At 66.5% G+C, this 22821-nt stretch carries 22 protein-coding genes; 11 read left to right on the top strand and 11 right to left on the bottom strand.

Annotated features, from left to right (window positions below; genetic code table 11):
* Positions 1 to 15: 15 nt before the first annotated feature.
* Positions 16 to 1491 carry an aldehyde dehydrogenase gene (locus CAL29_RS25090; RefSeq protein WP_094855647.1) on the top strand — a complete coding sequence of 492 codons (1476 nt, stop codon included), beginning with the start codon at positions 16 to 18 and terminating at the stop codon, positions 1489 to 1491.
* 47 nt (positions 1492 to 1538) lie between these two features.
* On the opposite strand, the gene CAL29_RS25085 is transcribed toward CAL29_RS25090, so the two are convergent.
* A complete protein-coding gene (locus CAL29_RS25085) occupies positions 1539 to 2477 on the bottom strand; it encodes a LysR substrate-binding domain-containing protein (protein ID WP_094855646.1) in 939 nt (312 codons plus the stop codon).
* 161 nt (positions 2478 to 2638) lie between these two features.
* On the opposite strand from CAL29_RS25085, the gene CAL29_RS25080 reads away from it, so the two are divergent.
* From CAL29_RS25080 to CAL29_RS25070, 3 genes are all read left to right on the top strand, one after another.
* Positions 2639 to 3493 (top strand): FAS1-like dehydratase domain-containing protein, encoded by an 855-nt coding sequence (locus CAL29_RS25080; protein WP_094855645.1) that lies wholly within the window; start codon positions 2639 to 2641, stop codon positions 3491 to 3493.
* 22 nt (positions 3494 to 3515) lie between these two features.
* The gene (locus tag CAL29_RS25075; RefSeq protein WP_094855644.1) at positions 3516 to 4676 is read left to right on the top strand and encodes an acyl-CoA dehydrogenase family protein; all 1161 of its coding nucleotides are present in this window, start codon (positions 3516 to 3518) and stop codon (positions 4674 to 4676) included.
* Between the two features lie 85 nt (positions 4677 to 4761).
* Positions 4762 to 5961, top strand: a complete 1200-nt coding sequence (locus tag CAL29_RS25070; protein ID WP_094855643.1) for a CaiB/BaiF CoA transferase family protein — start codon at positions 4762 to 4764, stop codon at positions 5959 to 5961.
* A 14-nt stretch (positions 5962 to 5975) separates the two neighbouring features.
* Here the strand turns inward: CAL29_RS25070 and CAL29_RS25065 are convergent, their stop codons facing one another.
* Positions 5976 to 6668: a DUF1345 domain-containing protein gene (locus tag CAL29_RS25065; protein WP_094856898.1), complete on the bottom strand. Its 693-nt coding sequence runs from the start codon at positions 6666 to 6668 to the stop codon at positions 5976 to 5978.
* 490 nt (positions 6669 to 7158) lie between these two features.
* Here CAL29_RS25065 and CAL29_RS25060 point away from each other — a divergent pair, with 490 nt between their 5' ends.
* The 4 genes from CAL29_RS25060 (at position 7159) to CAL29_RS25045 (ending at position 10756) form a co-directional block, all read left to right on the top strand.
* The gene (locus tag CAL29_RS25060) at positions 7159 to 7623 is read left to right on the top strand and encodes a hypothetical protein (protein WP_094855642.1); all 465 of its coding nucleotides are present in this window, start codon (positions 7159 to 7161) and stop codon (positions 7621 to 7623) included.
* 327 nt (positions 7624 to 7950) lie between these two features.
* Positions 7951 to 8862 (top strand): TauD/TfdA dioxygenase family protein, encoded by a 912-nt coding sequence (locus tag CAL29_RS25055; RefSeq protein ID WP_094855641.1) that lies wholly within the window; start codon positions 7951 to 7953, stop codon positions 8860 to 8862.
* Positions 8863 to 8946: 84 nt separating this feature from the next.
* Positions 8947 to 9927 carry a tripartite tricarboxylate transporter substrate binding protein gene (locus tag CAL29_RS25050; protein WP_094855640.1) on the top strand — a complete coding sequence of 327 codons (981 nt, stop codon included), beginning with the start codon at positions 8947 to 8949 and terminating at the stop codon, positions 9925 to 9927.
* Positions 9928 to 10123: 196 nt separating this feature from the next.
* Complete coding sequence (locus tag CAL29_RS25045) at positions 10124 to 10756, top strand: GntR family transcriptional regulator (RefSeq protein ID WP_256977741.1); 633 nt, start codon at positions 10124 to 10126, stop codon at positions 10754 to 10756.
* 39 nt (positions 10757 to 10795) lie between these two features.
* Here the strand turns inward: CAL29_RS25045 and CAL29_RS25040 are convergent, their stop codons facing one another.
* Entirely contained in the window at positions 10796 to 11968 is a 1173-nt protein-coding gene (locus CAL29_RS25040) for an alpha-hydroxy acid oxidase (RefSeq protein WP_094855638.1), read from the bottom strand.
* Positions 11969 to 12020: 52 nt separating this feature from the next.
* A complete protein-coding gene (locus CAL29_RS25035; RefSeq protein ID WP_094855637.1) occupies positions 12021 to 13001 on the bottom strand; it encodes a Bug family tripartite tricarboxylate transporter substrate binding protein in 981 nt (326 codons plus the stop codon).
* Positions 13002 to 13252: 251 nt separating this feature from the next.
* Here CAL29_RS25035 and CAL29_RS25030 point away from each other — a divergent pair, with 251 nt between their 5' ends.
* Both CAL29_RS25030 and CAL29_RS25025 read left to right on the top strand, forming a co-directional pair.
* The gene (locus CAL29_RS25030) at positions 13253 to 14032 is read left to right on the top strand and encodes an enoyl-CoA hydratase/isomerase family protein (RefSeq protein ID WP_094855636.1); all 780 of its coding nucleotides are present in this window, start codon (positions 13253 to 13255) and stop codon (positions 14030 to 14032) included.
* Between the two features lie 47 nt (positions 14033 to 14079).
* The gene (locus CAL29_RS25025; RefSeq protein ID WP_094855635.1) at positions 14080 to 15276 is read left to right on the top strand and encodes a CaiB/BaiF CoA transferase family protein; all 1197 of its coding nucleotides are present in this window, start codon (positions 14080 to 14082) and stop codon (positions 15274 to 15276) included.
* Between the two features lie 10 nt (positions 15277 to 15286).
* Here the strand turns inward: CAL29_RS25025 and CAL29_RS25020 are convergent, their stop codons facing one another.
* Both CAL29_RS25020 and CAL29_RS25015 read right to left on the bottom strand, forming a co-directional pair.
* On the bottom strand, positions 15287 to 16243 hold the full coding sequence (locus tag CAL29_RS25020; protein WP_094855634.1) for a transcriptional regulator GcvA: 957 nt from the start codon (positions 16241 to 16243) through the stop codon (positions 15287 to 15289).
* Between the two features lie 19 nt (positions 16244 to 16262).
* On the bottom strand, positions 16263 to 17222 hold the full coding sequence (locus CAL29_RS25015; protein ID WP_094855633.1) for a LysR family transcriptional regulator: 960 nt from the start codon (positions 17220 to 17222) through the stop codon (positions 16263 to 16265).
* A 151-nt stretch (positions 17223 to 17373) separates the two neighbouring features.
* Here CAL29_RS25015 and CAL29_RS25010 point away from each other — a divergent pair, with 151 nt between their 5' ends.
* Positions 17374 to 18555, top strand: coding sequence for a fumarylacetoacetate hydrolase family protein (locus tag CAL29_RS25010; RefSeq protein WP_256977739.1), 1182 nt, complete (start codon positions 17374 to 17376; stop codon positions 18553 to 18555).
* A 64-nt stretch (positions 18556 to 18619) separates the two neighbouring features.
* Here the strand turns inward: CAL29_RS25010 and CAL29_RS25005 are convergent, their stop codons facing one another.
* The 5 genes from CAL29_RS25005 to CAL29_RS24985 form a co-directional block, all read right to left on the bottom strand.
* Complete coding sequence (locus tag CAL29_RS25005) at positions 18620 to 19447, bottom strand: IclR family transcriptional regulator (RefSeq protein ID WP_094855631.1); 828 nt, start codon at positions 19445 to 19447, stop codon at positions 18620 to 18622.
* Between the two features lie 116 nt (positions 19448 to 19563).
* Positions 19564 to 20322, bottom strand: coding sequence for an amino acid ABC transporter ATP-binding protein (locus CAL29_RS25000; protein ID WP_094855630.1), 759 nt, complete (start codon positions 20320 to 20322; stop codon positions 19564 to 19566).
* Between the two features lie 2 nt (positions 20323 to 20324).
* Positions 20325 to 21017 carry an amino acid ABC transporter permease gene (locus CAL29_RS24995; protein WP_094855629.1) on the bottom strand — a complete coding sequence of 231 codons (693 nt, stop codon included), beginning with the start codon at positions 21015 to 21017 and terminating at the stop codon, positions 20325 to 20327.
* 27 nt (positions 21018 to 21044) lie between these two features.
* The gene (locus CAL29_RS24990) at positions 21045 to 21830 is read right to left on the bottom strand and encodes an ABC transporter substrate-binding protein (RefSeq protein ID WP_094855628.1); all 786 of its coding nucleotides are present in this window, start codon (positions 21828 to 21830) and stop codon (positions 21045 to 21047) included.
* A 37-nt stretch (positions 21831 to 21867) separates the two neighbouring features.
* The gene (locus tag CAL29_RS24985; protein ID WP_094856897.1) at positions 21868 to 22776 is read right to left on the bottom strand and encodes an arginase family protein; all 909 of its coding nucleotides are present in this window, start codon (positions 22774 to 22776) and stop codon (positions 21868 to 21870) included.
* Positions 22777 to 22821 lie beyond the last annotated feature (45 nt).

Genomic DNA, 22821 nt, shown 5'->3' with positions numbered 1-22821 from the left:
CCACGAGGAGGATATATGAAGCGCTATTCGTTGCGTATCAACGGCCAGTCGGTGGACCCCCGGGGCGGCGCCTGGTTCGAGTCCCAGAACCCCTATACCGGGCAGGCCTGGGCGGAGATCCCCCGTGGCAACGCCCAGGACGTCGATGCCGCCGTCCGCGCCGCGCATGCGAGTTTTCAGGGCGAGTGGGGCGCGTTGACGGCGACGCAACGGGGCGCGCTGATGCGCAAGCTGGCCGACCTGATCGCGCGAGACGCCCAGAAGCTCGCGGCGACCGAAGTGCGCGACAACGGCAAGCTGATCGCCGAAATGCAGGGCCAGTTGAACTACATCCCCCAGTGGTTCCACTATTACGGCGGCCTCGCCGACAAGATCCAGGGCAGCACGCTGCCGCTGGACAAGAAAGGCTACTTTGCCTACACGCGCCACGAACCGCTCGGCGTGGTCGCGGCGATTACGCCGTGGAATTCGCCGCTGCTATTGCTGGCGTGGAAACTCGCGCCGGCGCTCGCGGCCGGCTGCACGGTGGTCGTGAAGCCTTCGGAATTCACCTCGGCGTCCACCCTGGAGTTCGCGGAACTCTTCGAGGAAGCCGGCTTCCCGGCGGGCGTCTTCAACGTGGTCACGGGTTTCGGCGGAGAAGTCGGCTCCGCGCTGGTGGAGCATCCGCTCGTGGCGAAAGTCAGCTTCACGGGATCCGACGCCACGGGGCGGCTGATCAATGAGAAGGCGGGCAAGCTGCTCAAGCACACCTCCATGGAGCTGGGCGGGAAATCCCCCAACATCGTGTTCGACGACGCGGACCTGGAACAGGCGGTTTTCGGCGCCATTTCCGGGATATTCGCCGCGACGGGGCAGACCTGCATCGCCGGCTCCCGCTTGCTGGTGCAGGAAAGCATCCATGACGATTTCGTCGAGCGGCTGTTGGCGGTGGCCCGGACGGCGCGCATGGGGGATCCCATGGATCCCGATACCCAGGTCGGCCCGGTCACCACGCCGCCGCAGTACGAAAAAGTCTTGCAATACATCGACATCGCGAACAAGGAGGGCGCCACGGCGGTCCTGGGCGGCAAGAAGGGGACCGGCGAGGCATGCGGCAAGGGATGGTTCGTCGAGCCCACGATTTTCACCGGCGTGCGCAACGATATGCGCGTCGCCCAGGAGGAAGTGTTCGGCCCCGTGCTGTCGATCATCAAATTCCGGGACGAGACGCATGCCCTGGAAATCGCCAACGACGTTCGTTTCGGGCTGGCCGCCGCGGTCTGGACGAGCGACATCGGCCGGGCGATCCGGATGTCCGAAAAGCTCCAGGCCGGGACGGTCTGGGTCAACACCTACCGGGCGGTCAGCTTCATGGCGCCGTTCGGCGGCTACAAGGATTCGGGGCTGGGACGGGAAAACGGGATAGACGCGATACGCGAGTACCTGCAGACGAAATCCGTCTGGATCAATAGCGGCGCCGTCACGGGCAACCCCTTCGTCATGCGGTAGCGGCCGCTGCGTGGGACCTGGCGGGGCCCCGTTTTTTCGGCCGCGCGCTAGGGGCGCGTGTCGCCGCCCGCCCAGGTGGCGGGCCAGGCCCCCGAGTCCACCATGTCCTTCAGCACTTCCCAGATCAACCGCTTCACCGCGATGGCGCCCGTCGAGGCGGTGCGGCCCGTATTGGTCGCGCAAACGACGCGGCGCAAAAAACCCGGGCTGTCGATGATGGCCGTCTGCAGACGGCCCGCCATGACTTCGGCCGCGACCGCCGCGTGGGGAAGTATCGTGCTGCCTATTCCCGCCTCGGCGGCAAGCTTGGCGCTCCCCAATGAGTCGATTTCGGCGATCACGTTCAGTTCGACGCCGCGCGGTTCGCAGGCTTCGTCGATGCCGCGGCGCAGGCCGTGCTCCTTGCTCGGCAGCACGAGGGGTTCTTCCGACAGCGCGGTGATCGGCAATGTCTTGGGGAGTTTCTTTCCCTGCGCCGTGGAAACGAAGACCAGCCTGTCGTCGAGCAACAGCGTTTTCTGGATGCTTTCCTCGGGAGACTCGCCGAACATGAGGGTCAGATCCAGGCGGCCCGACAGCAGCCACTCGCGTAAATGGCCGCTATACCCTTCGACCAGTTTCAACTTGACCTCCGGCAGCCGCGTCCTGCATGCCACGAGGATAGGCAGCGTGGCCACCAGCGCCACGGTGGTGGGAAGGCCCAGGGCGACTTCGCCGCGGGGCACGGTGCCCACGTTGCGCGCGGCCGCGCAGGCGCGGTCGGTGTCGATGAGTATGGCCCGGGCATGTTCGAGCAGGACCTTGCCTGCTTCCGTCGGCGCCATGCCGCGGCTCGATCGCTCGAAGAGTTTCGTGCCCACTTCTTCCTCGAGGGCGGATATCTGCTGTCCCAGCGCCGGTTGGGCGATGTGCAGCCGATTGGCGGCCTTCAACAGGCTGCCGGCGTCGCAGACGCCCACGAAATACCGTAAATGCCTGAGTTCCATGGATCTTCCGCCTGTCGTCTGGGTAGCTGTAAAAAGTATAGCGGATAGGCGTAATAAGTATTTCTCAGATAGCTCGCCAGGGCGCAGAATTCGGAATGACATTCCGATCGCAGCGACGCCCATGTTCTGCCGCAAGCGGAAAACCCACTATGGAGATACCGATGGCGGAACAGCCTCAAGACCTCGGAAGCTGGATTGGACGGACGGAAACCCTCAACGACCTCGTCACCGAAACGCCGGTGCGAGGCCTGCGGGCCCTGCTGGATATCGACGACAAGGCCATCGCCGACCTCGCGCTGCTGCCGCCGGCCTGGCACTGGATGTTCTTCGCGCCCATCGCCAGGCAGTCCGAAATCGGCGCCGACGGCCATCCCCGGCGGGGCGGCTTCCTGCCGCCCGTGGCCTTGCCCCGCAGGATGTGGGCCGGCAGCGAGTTGCAATTCCACCGCCCCATCCGGGTCGGCGACTCGCTGGCGCGCACCTCGCGCATCGCGGACGTGCGCGAGAAGGCGGGCCGCACCGGACCGCTGGTCTTCGTCACGGTGAATCACGAACTGTCGGTGGACGGGGCGCTGGCCATATCCGAGCGCCAGGACATCGTCTATCGCGAAATGCCGCAGGCGGACGAGCCCGCGCCCGCCAGTGTTGCCGCGCCCGCCGATGCGCAGTGGACGCGCCGCATCGTTCCCGATCCCGTGATGCTGTTTCGTTATTCGGCGTTGACGTTCAACGGGCATCGTATCCACTACGACCGGTCCTACGCGACCTCGGTCGAGCATTATCCCGGCCTGGTCGTGCACGGTCCGTTGATCGCGACCTTGCTGCTCGATCTGCTGCGCCGCGAATTGCCCGATGCCACGGTCACCCATTTCAAGTTCCGCGCGGTCAAGCCGCTGATCGATACGCAATCCTTCCATGTCTGCGGCCGCATGGAGGACGCGGAGACGGTGAAGTTGTGGGCGAAAAATGAAAACGGCGACTTGACGATGGATGCCGTCGCCATGGTTGCACGCTAACCCCCTATTCGAGAGACATTCCATGTTCAATGACATTGACGAGTATCAGGACATCCGCGACGCCGTGCGGCAATTGTGTAAACAGTTCCCGGACGAGTATTTCCGCAAGATCGACGAGGAAAAGGCCTATCCGGAAAAGTTCGTCGATGCGCTCATCGAGGCGGGCTGGCTGGCCGCGATGATTCCCGAGGAATATGGCGGCACCGGGTTGGGGCTGACCGCCGCCACGGTCATCATGGAAGAGATCAACCGGTCCGGCGGCAACGCGGGCGCGGTCCATGGCCAGATGTACAACATGGGCACCCTGCTGCGGAACGGCAGCAAGGCCCAGAAAGAAAAATATCTTCCCCGTATCGCCGCGGGCGAACTGCGCATCCAGTCCATGGCCGTCACCGAGCCGACCACCGGCACGGACACGACGAAGATCAAGACCACCGCGGTGAAGAAGGACGGCCGATACGTCGTCAACGGCCAAAAGGTCTGGATCTCGCGCGTGCAGCATTCCGACCTGATGATCCTGCTGGCGCGGACCACGCCGCTGGCCGAGGTCAAGCGCAAATCCGAGGGCATGTCGATCTTCATCGTCGACCTGCACGAGGCCATCGGCAAGGGGCTGACGGTGCGTCCGATCCCCAACCTGGTCAACCATGAAACGAACGAGCTGTTCTTCGAGAACCTGGAAATTCCCGAGGAAAACCTGATCGGCGAGGAAGGCCGGGGATTCAAGTACATCCTCGACGGACTGAACGCGGAACGGACGCTGATCGCGGCCGAGTGCATCGGCGACGGCTACTGGTTCATCGAACGGGCGCGCCGCTACGCGAACGAACGCATCGTGTTCGACCGGCCCATCGGCAAGAACCAGGGCGTGCAGTTTCCCATCGCCGACGCCTTCATCGAGGTAGAGGCGGCGAACCTGATGCGCTTCGAGGCGGCCCGTCGTTTCGACGCGCACCAGGATTGCGGGGCGCAGGCCAATATGGCGAAATACCTGGCGGCCAAGGCCAGTTGGGAAGCGGCGAACGTCTGCCTGCAGACGCATGGCGGTTTCGGCTTCGCCAACGAATACGACATCGAGCGCAAGTTCCGCGAGACCCGGCTTTACCAGGTCGCGCCGATTTCCACGAACCTGATCTATTCCTACGTCGCGGAGCACATCCTGGGGCTGCCGCGCTCCTTTTGAGGCCATCGGGAGAGCGCGCGGGATCGCGCCGGCGCAAGCCCGCGTATCGGCCGCGCCATTGGAGAAGATTGGAGAAGGGTAGATCATGGAAAAGAAATTGCCGCTCAGCGGCATCACCGTCATTTCGCTCGAACACGCCATCGCGGCGCCGTTCTGCACGCGCCAGCTCGCCGACATGGGGGCGCGCGTCATCAAGGTGGAGCGTCCGGGGCAGGGCGACTTCGCCCGCGCCTACGACGAACGCGTGCATGGATTGGCTTCGCACTTCGTGTGGACCAACCGGTCGAAGGAAAGCCTGACCCTGGACGTCAAGCAGCAGGGCGCGCGCGACGTATTGTTCAAGTTGCTGGAGCAGGCCGACGTGCTGGTGCAGAACCTGGCGCCCGGCGCGGCGGCCCGGCTGGGGCTTTCCTACGAAGCCCTGGCGCCGCGGCATCCCAGGCTCATCGTCTGCGACATCTCGGGCTACGGAGACAATGCGGCCGCGCCGGGGCCTTACCGCGACAAGAAAGCCTATGACCTGTTGATCCAGAGCGAATCGGGATTCCTCTCCGTGACCGGCACGCAGGACGAGCCGTCCAAGGCGGGCTGCTCGATCGCCGACATCGCGGCGGGGATGTATGGCTATTCGAATATCCTCACCGCGCTGATGGAACGCCAGCAGACGGGGCGCGGCAAGCGCATCGATATCTCGATGCTGGAAAGCATGACGGAGTGGATGAGCTACCCGCTCTATTACGCCTTCGACGGCGCGCCGCCGCCGCGGCGCAGCGGCGCGGCGCACGCCACGATCTATCCCTACGGTCCTTTCCCCACGGGCGATGGCCGTAACGTGATGCTGGGCCTGCAGAACGAGCGCGAGTGGGCGGTTTTCTGCGCAAAGGTGCTGCGGCAGCCCGAGCTTGCCGAGGACGCGCGCTTTTCCTCGAACAGCAGGCGGGTCGAGAACCGGTCGGCGCTGCGCGACCGCATCGTGTCCGCGTTTTCCGGGCTGTCGGCGGCCGAGGCGCTGAGCCGGCTGGACGAAGCCGGCATCGCCAACGCGCAGATGAATGAAATGGCCGACGTCTGGAATCATCCCCAATTGAGCGCGCGTTCACGCTGGGTGGATATCGGCACGTCGGCCGGCCCGGTGCCGGCGCTCCTGCCGCCGGGCATCGCCGACCCCGAGGGGGCGAGAATGGATCCGGTGCCGGCGCTCGGGCAGCACACGGACGCCATCCTGGCCGAACTGGGGTATTCCGGGGACGCGATCTCGTCGCTCAAGGCGTCCGGGGCGGCATAGGCTGGCCTGCTTTATTACGCCTTGCCCGCCGCCACGTTCACGCTGATGGCGATGATGAAGACGTTGAAGAAGAAGGCGATGACGCTGTGCATCAGGGCCATGCGCCGGACGCGCCGATTCACGATCTGCACGTCCGATACCTGGAAGGTCATTCCCAGCACCAGCGCGAAATACGCGAAGTCCCAATAATCGGGTTCTTCCGTGCCGGGAAAATCCAGGCCCTTGTGCGCGTTGGCATGATCGCCATAGTAGGTGTGCGCATAATGCAGCGCGAAGATCATGTTCATGTAGAGCCAGGACATGACGATGGTGATGGCGGCCGCGAGCACGCTCACCGCGCCGCCCGATCCGCCCTGGCCGCGCAGCTCCACCCACAACGCCACCATGATCATGCAGGACAGCGCCACGCTGCTCCACAACACGCCGAAGCGTCCCACATCCTGCTGCCTGGCGCGCAGGCGCATGGACGCCGGACTGGCCTGGGCGAAAACGCGGGCGGTCGCCAGCAGGAACACCAGCGCGCCGACGTCGAATCCGAGCAGCAGCGAGAGGCTGGGCGGACACCCCAATGCGTAGGCGCTTCCTCCCGCGGCCAGCAGCAGCACGCCGCACAGGAGCAGCCGGAGGTGCGCGTGAAGAAAAGGCAGGTTGTCGGAAGACGCGCCAGCATCCTCGGTCCGCGGCTTGTCGGAAATCGGCTTCGTCATGGCATGCTCCGGCATGGTCCAATTCATTCGGGAGCCATAACGCTACCCGATCGCCGGCGAACCGGCCAGCGAGCGGGCCAGCCAACGGATTCCGTCTCGCGCGACGGACCGGCGTTGCCGATGCAAATCCGCTACCAGGGCGATTGAGGGAGTGTCGGCAAACGCTTGGATCATCCGGGATGGCCGATCCCGCAAACTCCATTGGACGCCATGCAGGACGTCGTTCTCAAATAAGACGACAGTGTGACGGAAGTGTTCAAGGGTCACCGAAGTGGGGTGTCCCGGATGCTGTTTGCCTCGATGGCGCGCGATTTTCGGTGTATTCCTTCTGTCGCACCTGTAACGGCCGCCGAAACTTTGTGGCTGATATGATCGGCGCTCGCAAAAAGTCGGTCCCGGCGTGCTGTCGTCGACTCGTGCATGCGCGTGGCCGGCATACAGGAATTTTTCGTCAATCGAACAGTCCGTTTCCGGACGTGGAGGCCCACGCATGATTCGCCGTAGCACGCTCGCCTGGACAACCGCCGCACTTGCGCTGTGCGCCGCATCAACCGCATTCGCCCAATCCGACCGCGAAGTCGTCGAGAGCACCGTGGCGCGCAGCGCCAACGTGTGCCCCGGTCACAGCAAGGACCGCACCACGCCGACGGTCAAGCTGGTGCCCGTGGGCGGTTTGCGCGTCCTGCTGGACAAGGGTCTGGTGATGTGCCCCGACCGCCGCCTGGATGCCGATGCCCCCGCGGTCTGGTATGGCCAATGGGGCGTGTATGCCTGGAACCCCGAGGTGGCGGACGCCGGCAAGGTGGTCGCCGCGCAGATCGACAAGATGACGCGCGACGAAAGCTTCCCCACCGACACCCTGGTGTGGGGCCCCAAGGGCGAGGAATTGAAGAACCGCACCGTGCCCGCTTTCGAACCGCGCCCGGGCGCGGCGGTGCGCGTGAAAGTGCACTGATCGTTGCCATGGGCGGCGCCGGCGCCACGGCCGGCGCGCGCCTGCCCCGGGTGTGACCGCGGCCGTCTCGGGCCGGAAAGGCCGGAAATCGGCCGCGCCATGAAGCGCTCCGGCAAGCTCCCCATTCATTCGAAAACCATAGCGGCTATCGGCCATCCGTGAGCCGATTGGCACGCCTGTGTCTATAAAAATCCATATAAATTAACGGCTTATAGATTTGAACATTGTCGATGTCGACAATGTTCAAGAATCGAGGGTATGATTTTTCCCGAACGCGATACGCCCCTCGCCGCGGGAATGCGTGTCGACCATCACGAGGAGAGAGACATGAGTGAACTTGTAGTGAGGCCGCTGGGATATGCCGCCGGCGCGTCCGTGACGGGCCTGGATTTGCGCAAGGGATTGCAAGCGGATCAATTGGCGCGAGTGAAGGCCGCCTGGCGCGAACACCTGGTCCTGGTATTTCCGGACCAGGACCTGGACGCGGAGCAGTTGATTGCGTTTACCCGGAATTTCGGCGAAGTCGAGCGTAACGACAGCGTGCCCTATTACCGCGACCCGAATCATCCCGAAGTGCTGCTGGTGACCAACAAGCCCCGCGACGGCAAGCCCTCGCAGACGCGCAATACCGGCCGCAACTGGCATTCGGACCTGAGCTACACCAACCGTCCGGCGATGGGATCGGTGTTGATGTGCAAGGAGAAGCCGCCGGTGGGCGGCGACACGATGTTCGCCAACATGTACATGGCCTACGATGCGCTGAGCGACCGGCTCAAGCATTTTCTCGACGATATGCACGCCGTGCACGACATCAGCCTGATCAAGGGCTTCGAACGCCGCGATCCCGCGCAGATTGCCGAGTTGAAAAAACGCAACCCTCCCATCGCGCATCCCGTCGTGCGCACGCACCCCGAGACCGGCAGGAAGCTGCTGTTCATCAGCGATCGCGTGCGCGCTTTCGTGGGCATGCCGGAAGAGGAGAGCCGTCCCATCCTCGACTTCCTCAATCGCCACGCGACCTCGCCGGAGTTCGTCTACCGGCATCGCTGGTCGGTGAACGACATCGTCATGTGGGACAACCGTTGCACGCTGCATATCGCCTTGCCGGATTTCGACCAGACCAAGCCGCGCCACATGATGCGATGCTCTTTGCTGGGCGAACCGTCGGGTTACGTGATCCAGGATGAATCGCCGATGGACGAGCAGGCGGCGCGCAGCGCGATCGCGGCAGTGTCCTGATCGCCATCTATAAAAAATGAGAATGGGCGATCGTCCGCGCGGCGGCCTTCGTCCCATGAAAATGAAAGGCCGAGGAGACAAAAAATGTTCGGAACATCAGGAAAGGCATGGGCCCGCAAGGCATTGGCGGCGTTCTTCTGTGCGCTGGCGCCGTTCTGGCTCGGGCTCGCCAACGCGGATCAACCGATCCGCTTGATGGTGGGCTTCCCGCCGGGCGGGACGACGGACGTCATCGCGCGCCTGGTCGCGCAGCGCATGGCGGAAGACCTGAAGACCTCCATCGTGGTGGAGAATCGCGGGGGCGCCAGCGGCAACCTGGCGGCCTCGCTGGTGGCCAAGTCCGATCCGGACGGCAAGACCTTGCTCTTCGTGCCCAGCAGCCACGCCACCAATGCTTCCTTGTATACGAACCAGCCGTTCGACACCGTCAAGAGCTTCAGGGCGATCGGGCTGGTGGCGGTGACGCCCTATGTGCTGGTCGTGAATCCGAAAGTCGCGGCGCACAACGTGAAGGACTTCGTGGCCTACCTGAAGGCCCATCCGGGGAAGGTGGAGTTCGCGTCCGCGAGCCCCGGCACCGGCCAGCATCTGGCGGCCGAATTGTTCAAGACGGAAGCCGGGGTCGACATCGTCCACGTGCCCTACAAAGGGAGCGCCGCCGCCTTGCCTGACCTGATCGGCGGCCGCGTGCCCATGATGTTCGACAACATCGCGGTGATGCTGCCGCACATCCAGGACGGCTCGTTGCGGCCGCTGGCGATCACGTCCCGCACGCGGTCCCGCTTCCTGCCCCAGACGCCGACGATGGCCGAAAGCGGCTATCCCAACTTCGAGGTGCTGGGATGGTTCGCGCTGCTGGCGCCCGCGAATACGCCGGAGGCCATCATCAGCGCGTACCACGCGTCCCTGAAGAAAGTCGCCGCGAATCCCGACTTCATTGCGCAGGTGGGAAAGCTGGGCGGCGAGGTCGTCGTCCGCAGTCCTGCGGAAACCGACGCCTTCATCGCCGCGGAAGTCGAAAAGTGGGGGAAGGTCATCCGCTCGGCCAACATCCAGATCAATTGAGCGGCGGCTGGCTCGTGGCGGTGGCGGCGGCCCGGGCGAAGAATGGAATCTCTGCGGATATACTACACGGCACTACGCCAACTCATCGCGGGTCCAACACCGCCGCCATCAGTCTGCCTCTATGACGCCAACATCCAAGCCAGCCGCGGACGACGTGCTTCCACTGGGTCGCAGGTCGAAATCCCTACCTGAGCAGATGGCGGACCAGCTCCAGCAGTCCATACAGAACGGCGATTTCGGGCCGGGCGACCGGCTGAAGGAAGAAACCTTGGCGGACCGCTTCGCCGTCAGCCGGACCACGGTGAGGGAGGCGATCGGCGCGCTGGAACGCCGGGGCTTGATCGAGCGGGTTCCCCGATTCGGCGCGCGCGTGCGGGAGATCGATGCCGAAGGCATCGAGGAAATCTTCTGTATTCGCGCGCAATTGCTGGGCTTGGCGGCGGCGCGGGTCGCGCTGTCGAAGGATGCGGCGGTGCTGCAGCAATTGCGCGCCCAGGTCGAGCGCCTGCGCCAGCTTGCCGGCAAGCCCTCGACCTCGCCGGCGGCCTACGGGAAGGTCTCGATCGAGACCCAGCAGTTGCTGATCAATGCGGTGGGCTGGAAGCAGTTGCCCTTGATGTACGAGGGATTGAGCAACCAGATTCTCTGGAAGGTCTCGGTCCGGGGAAAGTCGCTCAGCTTCCAGACAGCGCAGCGGCGCAGCGAATCCGCTTCCGATTGGCAACGGCTGCTGACCGCCGTGGAGGCCGGCGATCCGGCCCGGGCGGAAGAGGGCGCCAAGCTGCTGCTCGGCGCCTCCTACCGGGCCGTCAAGGACCGGCTGGGCTGAGGCGCGGCTGCCGTCCGGTAACGGCGTCGTCGCGGCGCGTCAGGACGCCGGCCCCACCGATACCGCCGGCGCATCCCGCAACAGCACGCCGCCATCCACCTGGCTGACCGCGGTCCGTCCGCAGAACGCCATGGTGAGATCCAGTTCCTTATGGATGATTTCCAGGGCCCGGGTGACGCCGGCTTCGCCCATCGCGCCCAGGCCGTAGAGCATGGCGCGGCCGATGAAGACGCCGCGCGCGCCCAGGGCCAGGGCCTTGAGCACGTCCTGGCCGCTGCGCACGCCGCTGTCCAGATGGACTTCGGTCTGCGCGCCCACGGCGTCGACGACCGCCGGCAGGGCGCGGATGCTGGATGGCGCGCCGTCCAGTTGGCGGCCGCCGTGGTTGGAGACGACGATGGCGTCGGCGCCGATACGCCGCGCCTGGCGGGCGTCTTCCGGGTCCAGTATGCCCTTGAGGATGAGCTTGCGGTCCCAGATCCGGCGTATCCAGGCGATGTCGTCCCACGTCATCGACGGATCGTAGTTGCGGGAGCTCCAGTCGGCCATCGAGGCCATGTCGCCGACGCCGTCGGCATGCCCGACGATGTTGCCGAAGGTCCGGCGCTTGGTTCGCAGCATGCGCAGGCACCAGCCGGGCTTGCCGGCCATGTTGAGCATGTTGAGCAAGGTGAGCCGGGGCGGCGCGCTCAGGCCGTTCTTCAAGTCCTTGTGGCGCTGTCCGCTGATGGGCAGGTCCAGCGTCAGCACCAGCGCGTCGCAGTGCGCGGCGTGCGCGCGTTGCACCAGCCTTTCCACGAAGCGCCGGTCGCGCATCATGTATAGCTGGAACCAGAACGGATGGCCGCCGGTGGCCTCGGCGATGTCCTCGATGGAACAGATGCTGACCGTCGACAGGGTGAAGGGAATGCCGAAGCGTTGCGCGGCCCGCGCGGCCAGGATTTCGCCGTCCGCGCGCACCATGCCCGTCAGGCCGGTGGGCGCGATGGCGACCGGCATGCTGACCGCGCGGCCCAGCATCGTCGCCTGCGTACTGCGCGCGGTCAGGTCCACCGCCACGCGCTGGCGCAGCAGCATGCGCTGGAAATCCGCTTCGTTGGCGCGGTACGTGGATTCGGTCCAGGAGCCGACGTCGACATAGTCGTAGAACATTTTCGGCACGCGGCGGCGCGCCAGGACCCGCAGGTCCTCGATGCAGGTGATGCTGGTCATGGCCCGGTCCTATCCGCGCGGGCGGGCATTCCGATTCTTCTGCCTCGCTTCTTCATACGGTGACGTGCGCATCATGGATGACCTTGGCCCACTTGGTCTTTTCCTCGTCGATGAAGGCCGCGAAATGTTCGGGGCTGCCGCCGCCGTCCTCCGCGCCGTAGGTCTTCATTTTCTCGACGACGTCGGGTTGCCGCAGGATGGCGTTGAGGTCGGTGTTCAGGCGCTTCACCAAGGCCGGATCCAGGCCCGCCGGCCCCACCAGGCCATACCAGGTGCTGGCGTCGAAGCCGGGATAACCCAGCTCGGCCACCGTGGGCACGTTGGGCTGCGCGGGCGACCGGCGCAGGCGGGTCTGCGCGATGGCGACCAGCTTGCCGCTGGCGACCTGCGGCGTGGCCGAGGGCATGGTCTCGAAGCTGTAGTCGATCTGTCCGCCCAGCAGGTCAGCCATCATGGCGCCGGAGCCTCGATAGGGGACGTGCAGCGCGTCGATGCCGGCGCGCAGCTTGAACATCTCCAGCGCGAGATGCTGCACGGAGCCCGGCCCGGCCGAGCCGAAGGTGACGGTGCCGGGCGACTTGCGGCAACGCTCCACCACCGCGGGCAGTGTGCGCGCCGGTTGGTCGGCGCGGCAGACCAGCAGGCTGGGAGAGATGCCGGCGAGCATGATGGGCGTGAAGTCGCGATCGACGTCGTAGCCCAGCTTGGGATAGAGGCTGGGCGCGACCGCATGGTTGCTGAAGTTCGTCATCAACAGGCAACTGCCGTCGGCCGGCTGCTTGACGACGTAGTCCGCCGCGATGACGCCGGCCGCCCCCGCGCGGTTTTCCACCACCACGGAGATATTCCACATCGCGCCCAGCTTCTGCGCCAGCAGCCGGCTGACCATGTCGGTGCCGCCGCCCGGCGGAAAGCCGACCACCAGGCGCATGGGGTTGGGGATGCCGCCCTGGGCGCGGCTGGCGAACGGTGCGAGCGCCGCGGGCAGCAGCGTCGCGGCGGCGGCTGCCGTCAGGACCTGGCGTCGGTTCATCTGCGTCTCCTTGTCGTTATCGGCCGCGCCATCTGGCGGACGCGGCGGTAGTGATGCCGGGAAGTGTAGGGAGAGCGCTCGGCGGACCGCAACGTTGAAATTTTTGAACCGGCGCTGAGTTTTTCTCACAGCGATGGACGAGTTTTTCTTGAAAGGCGCCGCAATATTTCTCGCTTGGCCCGTCCCCGGCGGCATTCCTACACTTTGGATCTCCGCCGCGCGACCCGCGCCGGCTCCAGAACGGGAAGCCCATGTCCGAACCCATCATCGTCGAACGCGATGGCGCCGTCGCCACCGTCGTCCTCAACAGCCCTGAAAAGATGAACGCCATGAACCAGGCCATGTGGCAAGGCCTGGCGGACGCCATGGAACGGCTTTCGGCCGACGACGAGGTGCGCTGCGTCGTCCTGCGCGGCGCGGGCGGAAAGGCGTTCTCCGCCGGCGCGGACATCGAGGAGTTTCCCCGCACGCGCAAGGACAAGGCGGCGGCGCGCGCCTATGGCCGGGTGACCCACCGCGCCATGCAGGCGGTGGCCGGATGCCGCCATCCGACGCTGGCCGTCATCCACGGCGCCTGCGTGGGCGGCGGGCTGGAACTGGCCGCCGTCTGCGATATGCGGCTGTGCGGCGCCTCCAGCCGCTTCGGCGCGCCGATCAACCGGCTCGGGCTGGTCATGTCCTATGGCGAGCTGGGCGGCCTGGTGGCGCTGGCCGGCCCCGCGGTGGCGCTGGAGATCGTGCTGGAGGGCCGGATCTTCGGCGCGGAGGAAGCCTTGGGCAAGGGACTGGTGAATCGCGTGGTCGAGGATGCCCGGCTCGACGAGGAGGGCGATGCGGCCGCGCGCCGCATCGCCGCGGGGGCGCCGCTGGTGGCGCGCTGGCACAAGCGCTTCGTGCGGCGCCTGGCGGACGCGCGCCCCTTGAGCGAGGCGGAGCTGGACGAAGCCTACGACTGCTTCGACACCGAGGACTTCGGCATCGGCTATCGCGCCTTTCTCGCCAAGGCGCGTCCCGCCTTCGTCGGCCGCTGACGCGCGCCGGCCGTTCACATCGAGAACCATAAACAAAGGATGAGACTATGACGCTTCCGCTTGCCAATCTGCGCGTCCTGGATGTCAGCCAGATCATGGCCGGGCCCTATTGCTGCATGCTGCTGGGCGACATGGGGGCCGACGTCGTCAAGGTCGAGACCCCGGGCGCCGGCGACCAGACCCGCCGCGCCATGGGGTTTCGCCTCAAGGGCGAGGACAGCGGCGGCTTCCTCGCGCTGAACCGCAACAAGCGCAGCGTCGAGATCGATCTCAAGCATCCGGCGGGGCGCGAGGCCTTCTATGAACTCGTGCGGCAGGCGGACATCCTGGTCGAGAACAACCGTCCCGGCGTCGCGGCGCGGCTGAAGATAGACTTCGAGACGCTGCACGCCATCAATCCGCGCCTGGTGTACGCCAGCATTTCGGGTTTCGGGCAGACCGGTCCGTGGTCGCGCCGTCCCGGCCTGGACCTGATCGCGCAAGCCAGTTGCGGCGCCATGAGCGTGATGGGCGAGCCGGGCGGCGCGCCCATGAAGTCCAGCGTGCCCTTCGCCGACCTGGGCGCGGCGCTGTTCGCCGCGTATGCGATTCTCAGCGCGGTCATCGGGCGCGCGAGCACCGGCCTGGGGCAGTACATCGATGCTTCGCTGTACGAAACGGCGCTGGGCCTGTCGGTCTGGGAGAGCGCGGAATTCTGGGGCACGGGCCGCGTGCCGGCGCCGCTGGGCAGCGCCAACCGCATGAGCGCGCCCTACCAGGCCGTGCGCGCGGCCGACCGCTACATGGTGATCGGCGCGGCCAACGACAAGCTGTGGCGCGCGCTGTGCGAGGTCATCGGCCGGCCCGAATTGCCGCGCGACGCGCGCTTCGTTGACAATGTGGCGCGGCTGAAAAACCGGGAAGCGCTGATCCCGCTGATCGAGGAAGCGCTGGCCGTAGCGCCGGCCGACGCCTGGGTCGAGCGCCTGCTGGCCGCCGGCGTGCCGGCGGCGCCCATCCTGGATTACGGGGAGGCCCTGGATACCGAGCAGGCGCGCGCCCGCGACATGGTGATGGAGATCGACCATCCCGTGGAAGGGCGCGTGAAGGTCCTGGGATTCCCGGTCAAGCTCAGCGGCACGCCGCAGCAGGTGCGCCGTCCGGCGCCCTTGCTGGGCCAGCATACCGAGGAGGTCTTCCGCGAGCTCGGCATCCCCGACGAGCGCCTGGCCGGCTGGCGCGAGGCGGGCGCCTTCGGTTCCTGAGCCTTCTGTCTCAAGGCTTCTGTTTTCCCGGCGAGTCCTGCCACGCATCCTCGCCGTCGCCGTCGCGCGCGAGTTCTTCCCGCACCCAGGCCGCGAAGGCCTGGATGCGCGGGTCGGACTCGCGTTCCTCCGGATAGACCAGGAAGTAGGAAAACTCGATGCGCAGCGCGAGGTCCGGGAAGGGCTCGACCAGCCGCCCGGCGGCGATGTCGCGGCGGACCCAGTTGCGCTTGGCCAGCGCCACGCCCAGGCCGTCGATGGCGGCGTCGATCACCAGGTGGCTGGGCCAGAAGGACGGCCCGCGCGAGGTGTCGACGCCGCTCACGCCGGCATGCGCCATCCACGTGGCCCAGTCCGGGTTGCTGACGTCGTCGTAGGTGCTGTCGTCGTGCAGCAGCGTGTGGTGGCGCAGGTCGTCGGCCCGCGCCAAGGGCGCCGCACCGTCCAGCAGGGCGGGGCTGCAGACGGGCGTCACCTCTACCGCCAGGCAGCGTTCGGCGTGCAGGCCGGGATAGTCGCCGCGGCCGTACCGCACTTCGACGTCGACGTCGTCCCGTTCGAAGTCCGACATGTTCTTGGTGGTCGACACGCGCAGGTCGATTTCCGGATGCCGGGCCTTGAACCGCTTCATGCGCGGAATCAGCCATTTGACCGCGAAGGTCGGCGGCAGGTTGAGCTTGAGCGCCTGCATCTGCCGTTCGCGCTGCACGCGGTAGGTCGCCTGCACCAATTGGCGGAATGCCTCCTGCACGCCCGGCAGGTAGGCCTTGCCCGCGCTAGTCAGGATGAGGGACTTGCTGTCGCGGACGAACAGCGGGACGCCGAGATTGTCTTCCAGCACCTTGATCTGGTGGCTGACGGCCGAGGGCGTCACGCAGAGCTCTTCGGCCGCGCGCGTGAAACTGAGATGGCGCGCCGCGACCTCGAAGGCGCGCAGGGGGTTCAAGGGCGGAATGGGACGGGGCATGATGGTCTTCGGCGGTCTTCTATGCGTGGGCGTGGCGTTCGGCGCCTTGGGCGATGAGCGCGTCGACGAAAAGGCGGGCGGTGGCGGACAGGGGCGCGTCCTTGCGGTGGATCACGCCATACTCCAGCGGCTGCACCTTGAGGTCGCTGTCCAGGATGCGCAGGCGGCCCGTGTCGAGATGGGCCTGGATCATGGGCACCGGCAGCATGGCGATGCTGGAGCCGGATTGCAGAAGCTGCAGGAAGGTCGGCATGGATATGGTTTCCACCGTGTTCGCCGGCGGCTCGACGCCCGCGTCATGGAACGCCTCGTCCATGCGCTCGCGTATCGGCGTGCCGGCCGGATACAGCACCCAGGGCCAGTCGCGCAGTTCCGCGATCGGAATCGGGCGCGCGCGCTTGCGGGCCAAAGGATGCCTGGCTTTTCCCACCAGGGCAAAGGGTTCCGGTCCCAGGGCCGTGAAGTCGAACAACTGCCTGTGCCTGGCTTCGCGGAAGCGGCCGATGACGATGTCGATTTCCTTGCGCTCCAGCATGTCCAGCAGCTTGTCGCTGGTCTGCTCGAGGATTTCGACGGAGAGCAGCGGACGCTGGTCCTTGACGCGGGCGATGGCGGCCGGCAGCAGATGGAAGGTGGCCGCGAATATCGCCCCGATCTTCAGATGCCCGTGTCCGCCGCGGCGCAGCTTGTTTATCTGCGCGACGAACTTGTCGGTGTCGTTGAGCACCCCGCGCGCGTAGGCGGCGACGTGCTCGCCCAGTTCGGTCGGCGGCATGCTGCGCGGCAGGCGCTCGAACAGCCCGAAGCCCAGCATCGTTTCGATGTCCCGCAGCATCTTGCTGAGCGCGGGCTGGGTCAGGTTCATTTGCTGCGCCGCCGCACGCATGTTCCGCGTGCGCGCCAGCGTGTCTATCAATACCAGGTGCCGTGCCTTGAGCCAGCCGCAGAGTTGGCTGGAGGTGATGTCGCCGTTCGCCATGCCTGCGTTCCCGTCAGCTCGCGATGACGAAATGATATCAATGCTTGAGAAATCCTCATTGGGATTCATCGCGGCGATCTGGTCTACTCGGTTTTCCTGTTTCCTGTTTCCTGTTTCCTGTTCTCCATTCAACAAGCGGACGGCCATGCACATGCTGACTCCTGAAAATACGCTGCCGGCGGACGGCGCCGGCGCCACGCTGGTGGGCAGGGCGTGGACGCCAGGCCATGCGGGCGGACCCGGCGGGCCTTCGCCGGTCGTCCTGCGCGGCGACGGCGTGTACGACCTTTCCGCCGCCTTCCCGACGCTGAGCGAGCTGCTGGACGCGGCGGACCCGGCGCAGGCCGTGCGCGCCGCCGAAGGCCGCCGTATCGGCGCCGTCGCCGAGGTGCTGGCGAACACGCGCGCGGACCCCGATCCCGGCCAGCCCCATTTCCTGGCGCCGGCCGATCTGCAGGTGATCAAGGCGGCGGGCGTGACGTTCGCGGCCAGCATGATCGAGCGGGTCATCGAGGAACAGGCCAAGGGCGATCCGGCGCGGGCCGAAGGCGTGCGGCGCACCGTGGTCGACGCGATAGGCACGGACCTGCGCGCGGTAAAGCCCGGCTCGCCGGAAGCGGCCCATCTCAAGTCGGTGCTCATGGCGCAGGGCCTGTGGTCCCAATATCTGGAAGTGGGCATCGGTCCCGATGCCGAGGTCTTCACCAAGGCGCCGGTCCTTGCGGCGGTCGGCACGGGCAGGCAGATCGGCATCCATCCCAAATCCGAATGGAACAATCCCGAGCCCGAGGTGGTCCTGGCGGTGACGCGCCGGGGCGAGATCGTCGGCGCGACCTTGGGCAACGACGTCAACCTGCGCGACTTCGAAGGCCGCAGCGCGCTGCTGCTGAGCAAGGCCAAGGACAACAACGCCTCCTGCGCGATCGGGCCCTTCATCCGCCTGTTCGACGAGACCTTCGGCCTGGACGACGTGCGCCGCTGCGAGTTGACGCTGCGCGTGGAAGGCGAGGACGGCTACGTGCTGAGCGGGTCGAGCTCGATGGCGCAGATCAGCCGCGATCCCACGGACCTGGTGGCGCAGACGCTGAACCGCAACCACCAGTATCCCGACGGCTTCCTGCTGTTCCTGGGCACCTTGTTCGCGCCGACCGAGGACCGGGATCATCCGGGCGGCGGCTTCACGCACAAGCTCGGCGACCGGGTCAGCATCGCCACGCCGAAGCTGGGCGCCTTGCGCAACGTCGTGACGCACAGCGACAGCGCGCCGCCCTGGGAGTTCGGGCTGGGCCAGTTGATGCGGAACCTGGGGGCGCGCGGGTTGTTGGGGCGCTGAGCCACGGCCGTCTTGCGCGCGGCCACGGCCTGGCCGCATCGCGCCCGGCGGCCGCAAAAGGCTGTCAGGCGGGAAGCGGCGCGGCCATGTCGTAGTAGGGATGCATGCGTCCCAGCGTCCGCGATGCCCGGATGGCGTGCGCGGTTTCCAATACCTGGGGACCGAACACGGCCTGCGCTTCCGCGAAGGACCAGCGGCTGGACGGCACCGACACATTGACGGCGCCCACCGGCGTATCGCCGGCGTCCATCACCGGGGCGCTGATGGTGATGTCGCCGGGATAGAACTCGCCGTCGGACCGCGCATAGCCGTGGTGCCGGGTGAATTCCAGCTCCTCCATCAGGCGGTCGATGCCGGTGATGGTGGAGGGCGTATACGCCACGCGCCGGCTGCGTTCCAGCAGGCCGCGCGCGCGCGCCGGCTCCAGGCGCGACAGCACGGCGCGGCCGGCGGCGGTGCAGAACATCGGCAGGCGCATGCCCACCGGCATATGGACGAACATCTGCTTGTGCGTGGCGAAGCGCGCCACGTAGACCATGTCGGTGCCGTCGGGCTCGGCCAGGCTGCAGGTTTCCTGGCTGGTGCGGTTCAGCGAATGCAGGAAGGGATTGCCGCCCAGCACCAGCGCGCTGGTCTGGGTGTAGCGCATGCCGAGTTCGAGCGACAAGGGCGCCAGCGAGAATTTCTTGCTGGCCGGATCCTTGCGCAGGTAGCCCAGGGTCCACAAGGTGTGGGCGAAGCGCTGCACCGCGCTCTTGGTCAGTCCCGTCGCCTGGGCCAGTTCCGGCAGCGTCATGGCGGGGCTGCTTTCGCTGAACGCGCGCAGCAGGGAAATGCCGCGCGCCAGGGCGGAGACGAACAGGGGGGAATCTTCGAGCGACGCGACGGACATGGGGCGGGGACGGTGGGCGAAAAGAGCATAGCGTAGCGCATAACGAAGCGATTGCATCGGCATGCGATTCGAAGCCCGGCCGGCAGCGCCCTGCCGGCCGGCGCCGTCGCGCCGGTCTATCCCAATATCTGTCCGAGGAAGGCGCGCGCCCGCTCGGTCGATGGCGACTGGAAGAACCGTTCGGGGCTGTCCATCTCCACCACTCTTCCCTGGTCCATGAAAACGACGCGGTCGCCGACTTCCCGGGCGAATCCCATTTCGTGCGTGACGCAGATCATGGTCATGCCGTCGCGCGCCAGTTCGACCATGGTGTCCAGCACCTCCTTGACCATCTCCGGGTCCAGCGCCGACGTCGGTTCGTCGAACAGCATGACCTTGGGCTGCATGCACAGGGCGCGGGCGATCGCCACGCGCTGCTTCTGGCCGCCGGAGATCTCGCCGGGGAATTTTTCGGCAAGCTGCGGGATGCGCACGCGCTCCAGGTACTGCATGGCCCGCTCGCGCGCCTGGGCGGGCGGCACGCGCTTGACCAGCAGGGGCGCGAGCGTGCAGTTGTCCAGGACCGTCAGGTGCGGGAAAAGGTTGAAGTGCTGGAACACCATGCCCACTTCGGCGCGAATGCGCTCGACGCTGGACACGTCGTCGCCGAGCTCGATGCCGTCGACCACGATGCGGCCGCGCTGGTGTTCCTCCAGCCGGTTGATCAGCCGTATCGTCGTCGACTTGCCGGAGCCCGAGGGCCCGCACAGGATGAGCCGATCGCCCGCGCGCACCTCCAGCGATACGTCGTGCAGCACCTGCTGCGCGCCGTACCATTTGCTGACTTCGCTCAGCGTGATCATCGGGACGCTTGCGCCCGCATGCCTTGCATCCATGTTCATGCCTTGCTGATGTCGTGGTTCTCGCCCGCGCCGCTCCAGTAGCCGGGCACCGTCAGCCGTTTCTCGGAGCGGCGGAACAGATAGGACAGGGCGCTGCACATGGCGAAGTAGATCAGTCCCACCAGCGTGTAGACGGTCAATGCCTGGAAGGTGGCGCCGGCCAGCATTTCGCCCGCGCGCATCAATTCGTAGACGCTGATCACCGCCACCAGCGAGGTTTCCTTGACCAGTACCAGCGCATAGTTGCCCAGCGCGGGAAATACCGTGCGCAAGGCCTGCGGCAGCACGACGCGATGCAGGCGCTGCCGCCGGTTCAGGCCCAGCGCGCGCGCCGCTTCGTACTGGCCGGCGTCGACGGACTGGATGCCGCTGCGGAACAGTTCGGCCAGGTAGGCGCCGAAGTTCAGCGTCAGCCCCAGCACGCCGGCCACGAAGCCGTCGATGACGACGCCCATCTGGGGCAGACCGTAGTAGATGTAGAACAACTGCAGCAACAGCGGCGTGCCCCGGATGATTTCGATGTAGCCGCGCGCCAGCCGGCTGGCCACCGGCGAGCGCGACATGCGACAGAGGCACACCAGCAGCCCCAGCGCCACCGCCAGGAAGGCCGAACAGAAGAACAGCGCCAGCGTCCAGGTCGCGCCTTCGGCCAGCGGCGAGAGGTACATGCGCAAGATGTCGAGGGTCATGACGGGCTCCTGCCTGCGATCGCGGCCTTACTTGGCCAGCAGGTCGGACACGCCCCACTTGCGTCCGATCTCGGCCATCTCGCCGCTGCTTTTCATCTCGCCCAGGGCCTGGTTGACGGCTTGCAGCAGCGCCGTATTGCCCTTGTCGACCGCCATGCCGACCTGCCATTTCTTCTGGGGCTGGTAGGCGGTGTCCAGCTTCACGCCGGAGATGCCCTTGCTCTTGATCTGGTAGATGATGCTCGGGGGATCCACCACGCCCAGGTCGATGCGGCCGGCGCGCACGTCGGCGATGAGCGTGACGTAGTCGGGATAGGTCGACACCTTGGTGCCGGGCATGTCCTTGATCATGTTGAACTGCACCGAGTCCACCAGCACGCCCACCCGCTTGCCCTGCATGTCCTCGAACTTCGTGTACGGCTTGGCGGCCTTGTCGGAGACGACCACGCCTTCGCCCCATTCGTAGACGGGAACGGAGAAGTCGACCACCTTGGCGCGTTCCGGGGTGATGAACAGGGGGCCGGACATCAGGTCGGCGCGGCCGGAAGTCAGGGTGGGAATCAGGCCGGAGAAGGGGACCTCGGTATAGGCGGCCTTGAGCTTGAGGCGCTTGGCCACGCCGGCGGCCACGTCGACCATGATGCCCTCCAACTGGTTGGAGGCCGGGTTCTTGAAACCGTGCGGCGGCGAGGACGCGGTGGTCACCACCTTGAGCGTGCCGTCGGCGCGCACCTCGTCCAGCGTGCGCGCGGCGGCGGGCTGCAACAGCAGACCGGCGAGCATCAGGCCGGCGGCGATCGTCTTGAACATCATGAGCATTCCCCTTGTGTGTGTGGATGGCGCCGGCGCTTCAGGCGGGCCGGCCCTGTGGATACGCCTGGACCGCGGCGGCGGCCAGGACGCAGCATTCCTGGAGCACGGTCGCCGCCAGGAACGCGGTGGCGCCCTGCACGTCCTGCGGCGGCGAAACGGTGTTGACGTCGAACGCCACGTAGTTCAGTCCCGAGAGGCTGCGCAGCAGGTCCAGGCCTTCGCGCGGCGACAGGCCGCCCCATTCGGGAGTGCAGACGCCGGGCGCGCAGGAGGGATCGAAGATGTCCATGTCGAAGCACAGGTAGACGGGACGGTCGCCGATGCCGGCGCGGATGCGCTCGACGACGGCGCCCCGGTCCGCCATGAACTCGTCGAAGGGCACCACGGTGTAGCCCACCTCGCGGCCGTACTCGATGACGCCGCCCATGAAGGACTGGCCCCGCGTTCCGACGTGGTAGCTCGCGCCCACGTCCAGCAGGGACTCCTCCGCGGCGCGGGTGAAGGTGGTGGCGGTGTTGTAGCCGGGAATGGGATAGGTGTCGGTGTGCGAGTCGATGTGCAGCACCACGAAGCCGGGATGGCGGCGGGAGACGGCGCGCAACTGCGGCAGCGTCACGGCCCCGTCGCCGCCCATGGAGATGGGGATGGCGCCGCTGTCCAGCACCTGCGCGATGGCGGCTTCGATGCGGGGGTAGGAGTAATCGGTATCGCCCGGCTGGCAGACGACGTTGCCCAGGTCCACCGCGCGCAGGAAGGCCGAGGGATTGTCGACGCCCGCGCGGCGGAACAGGTCGAAGGGACGCAGCAGGCGCGATTGTTCGCGGATGGCGTCCGGGCCCTGGCGCGAGCCGACGCGGAAGGGATGCGTGCCGCAATCGAAGGGGATGCCCACCACGCAGGCCCGGGGCACGCCGGCGTCGGGGGAGCGGCTGGCGGGCAGGCCCATGAATCCCGCGACGGGGGAGAAGACAGGGTGGTCGGACGGCTGCAA

This window comes from Bordetella genomosp. 10 (genome assembly GCF_002261225.1).
Lineage (GTDB): Bacteria > Pseudomonadota > Gammaproteobacteria > Burkholderiales > Burkholderiaceae_B > Bordetella_C.
Note: the sequence above shows the minus strand (reverse complement) of the source record. Positions and strands in the feature narration are given on the sequence as shown.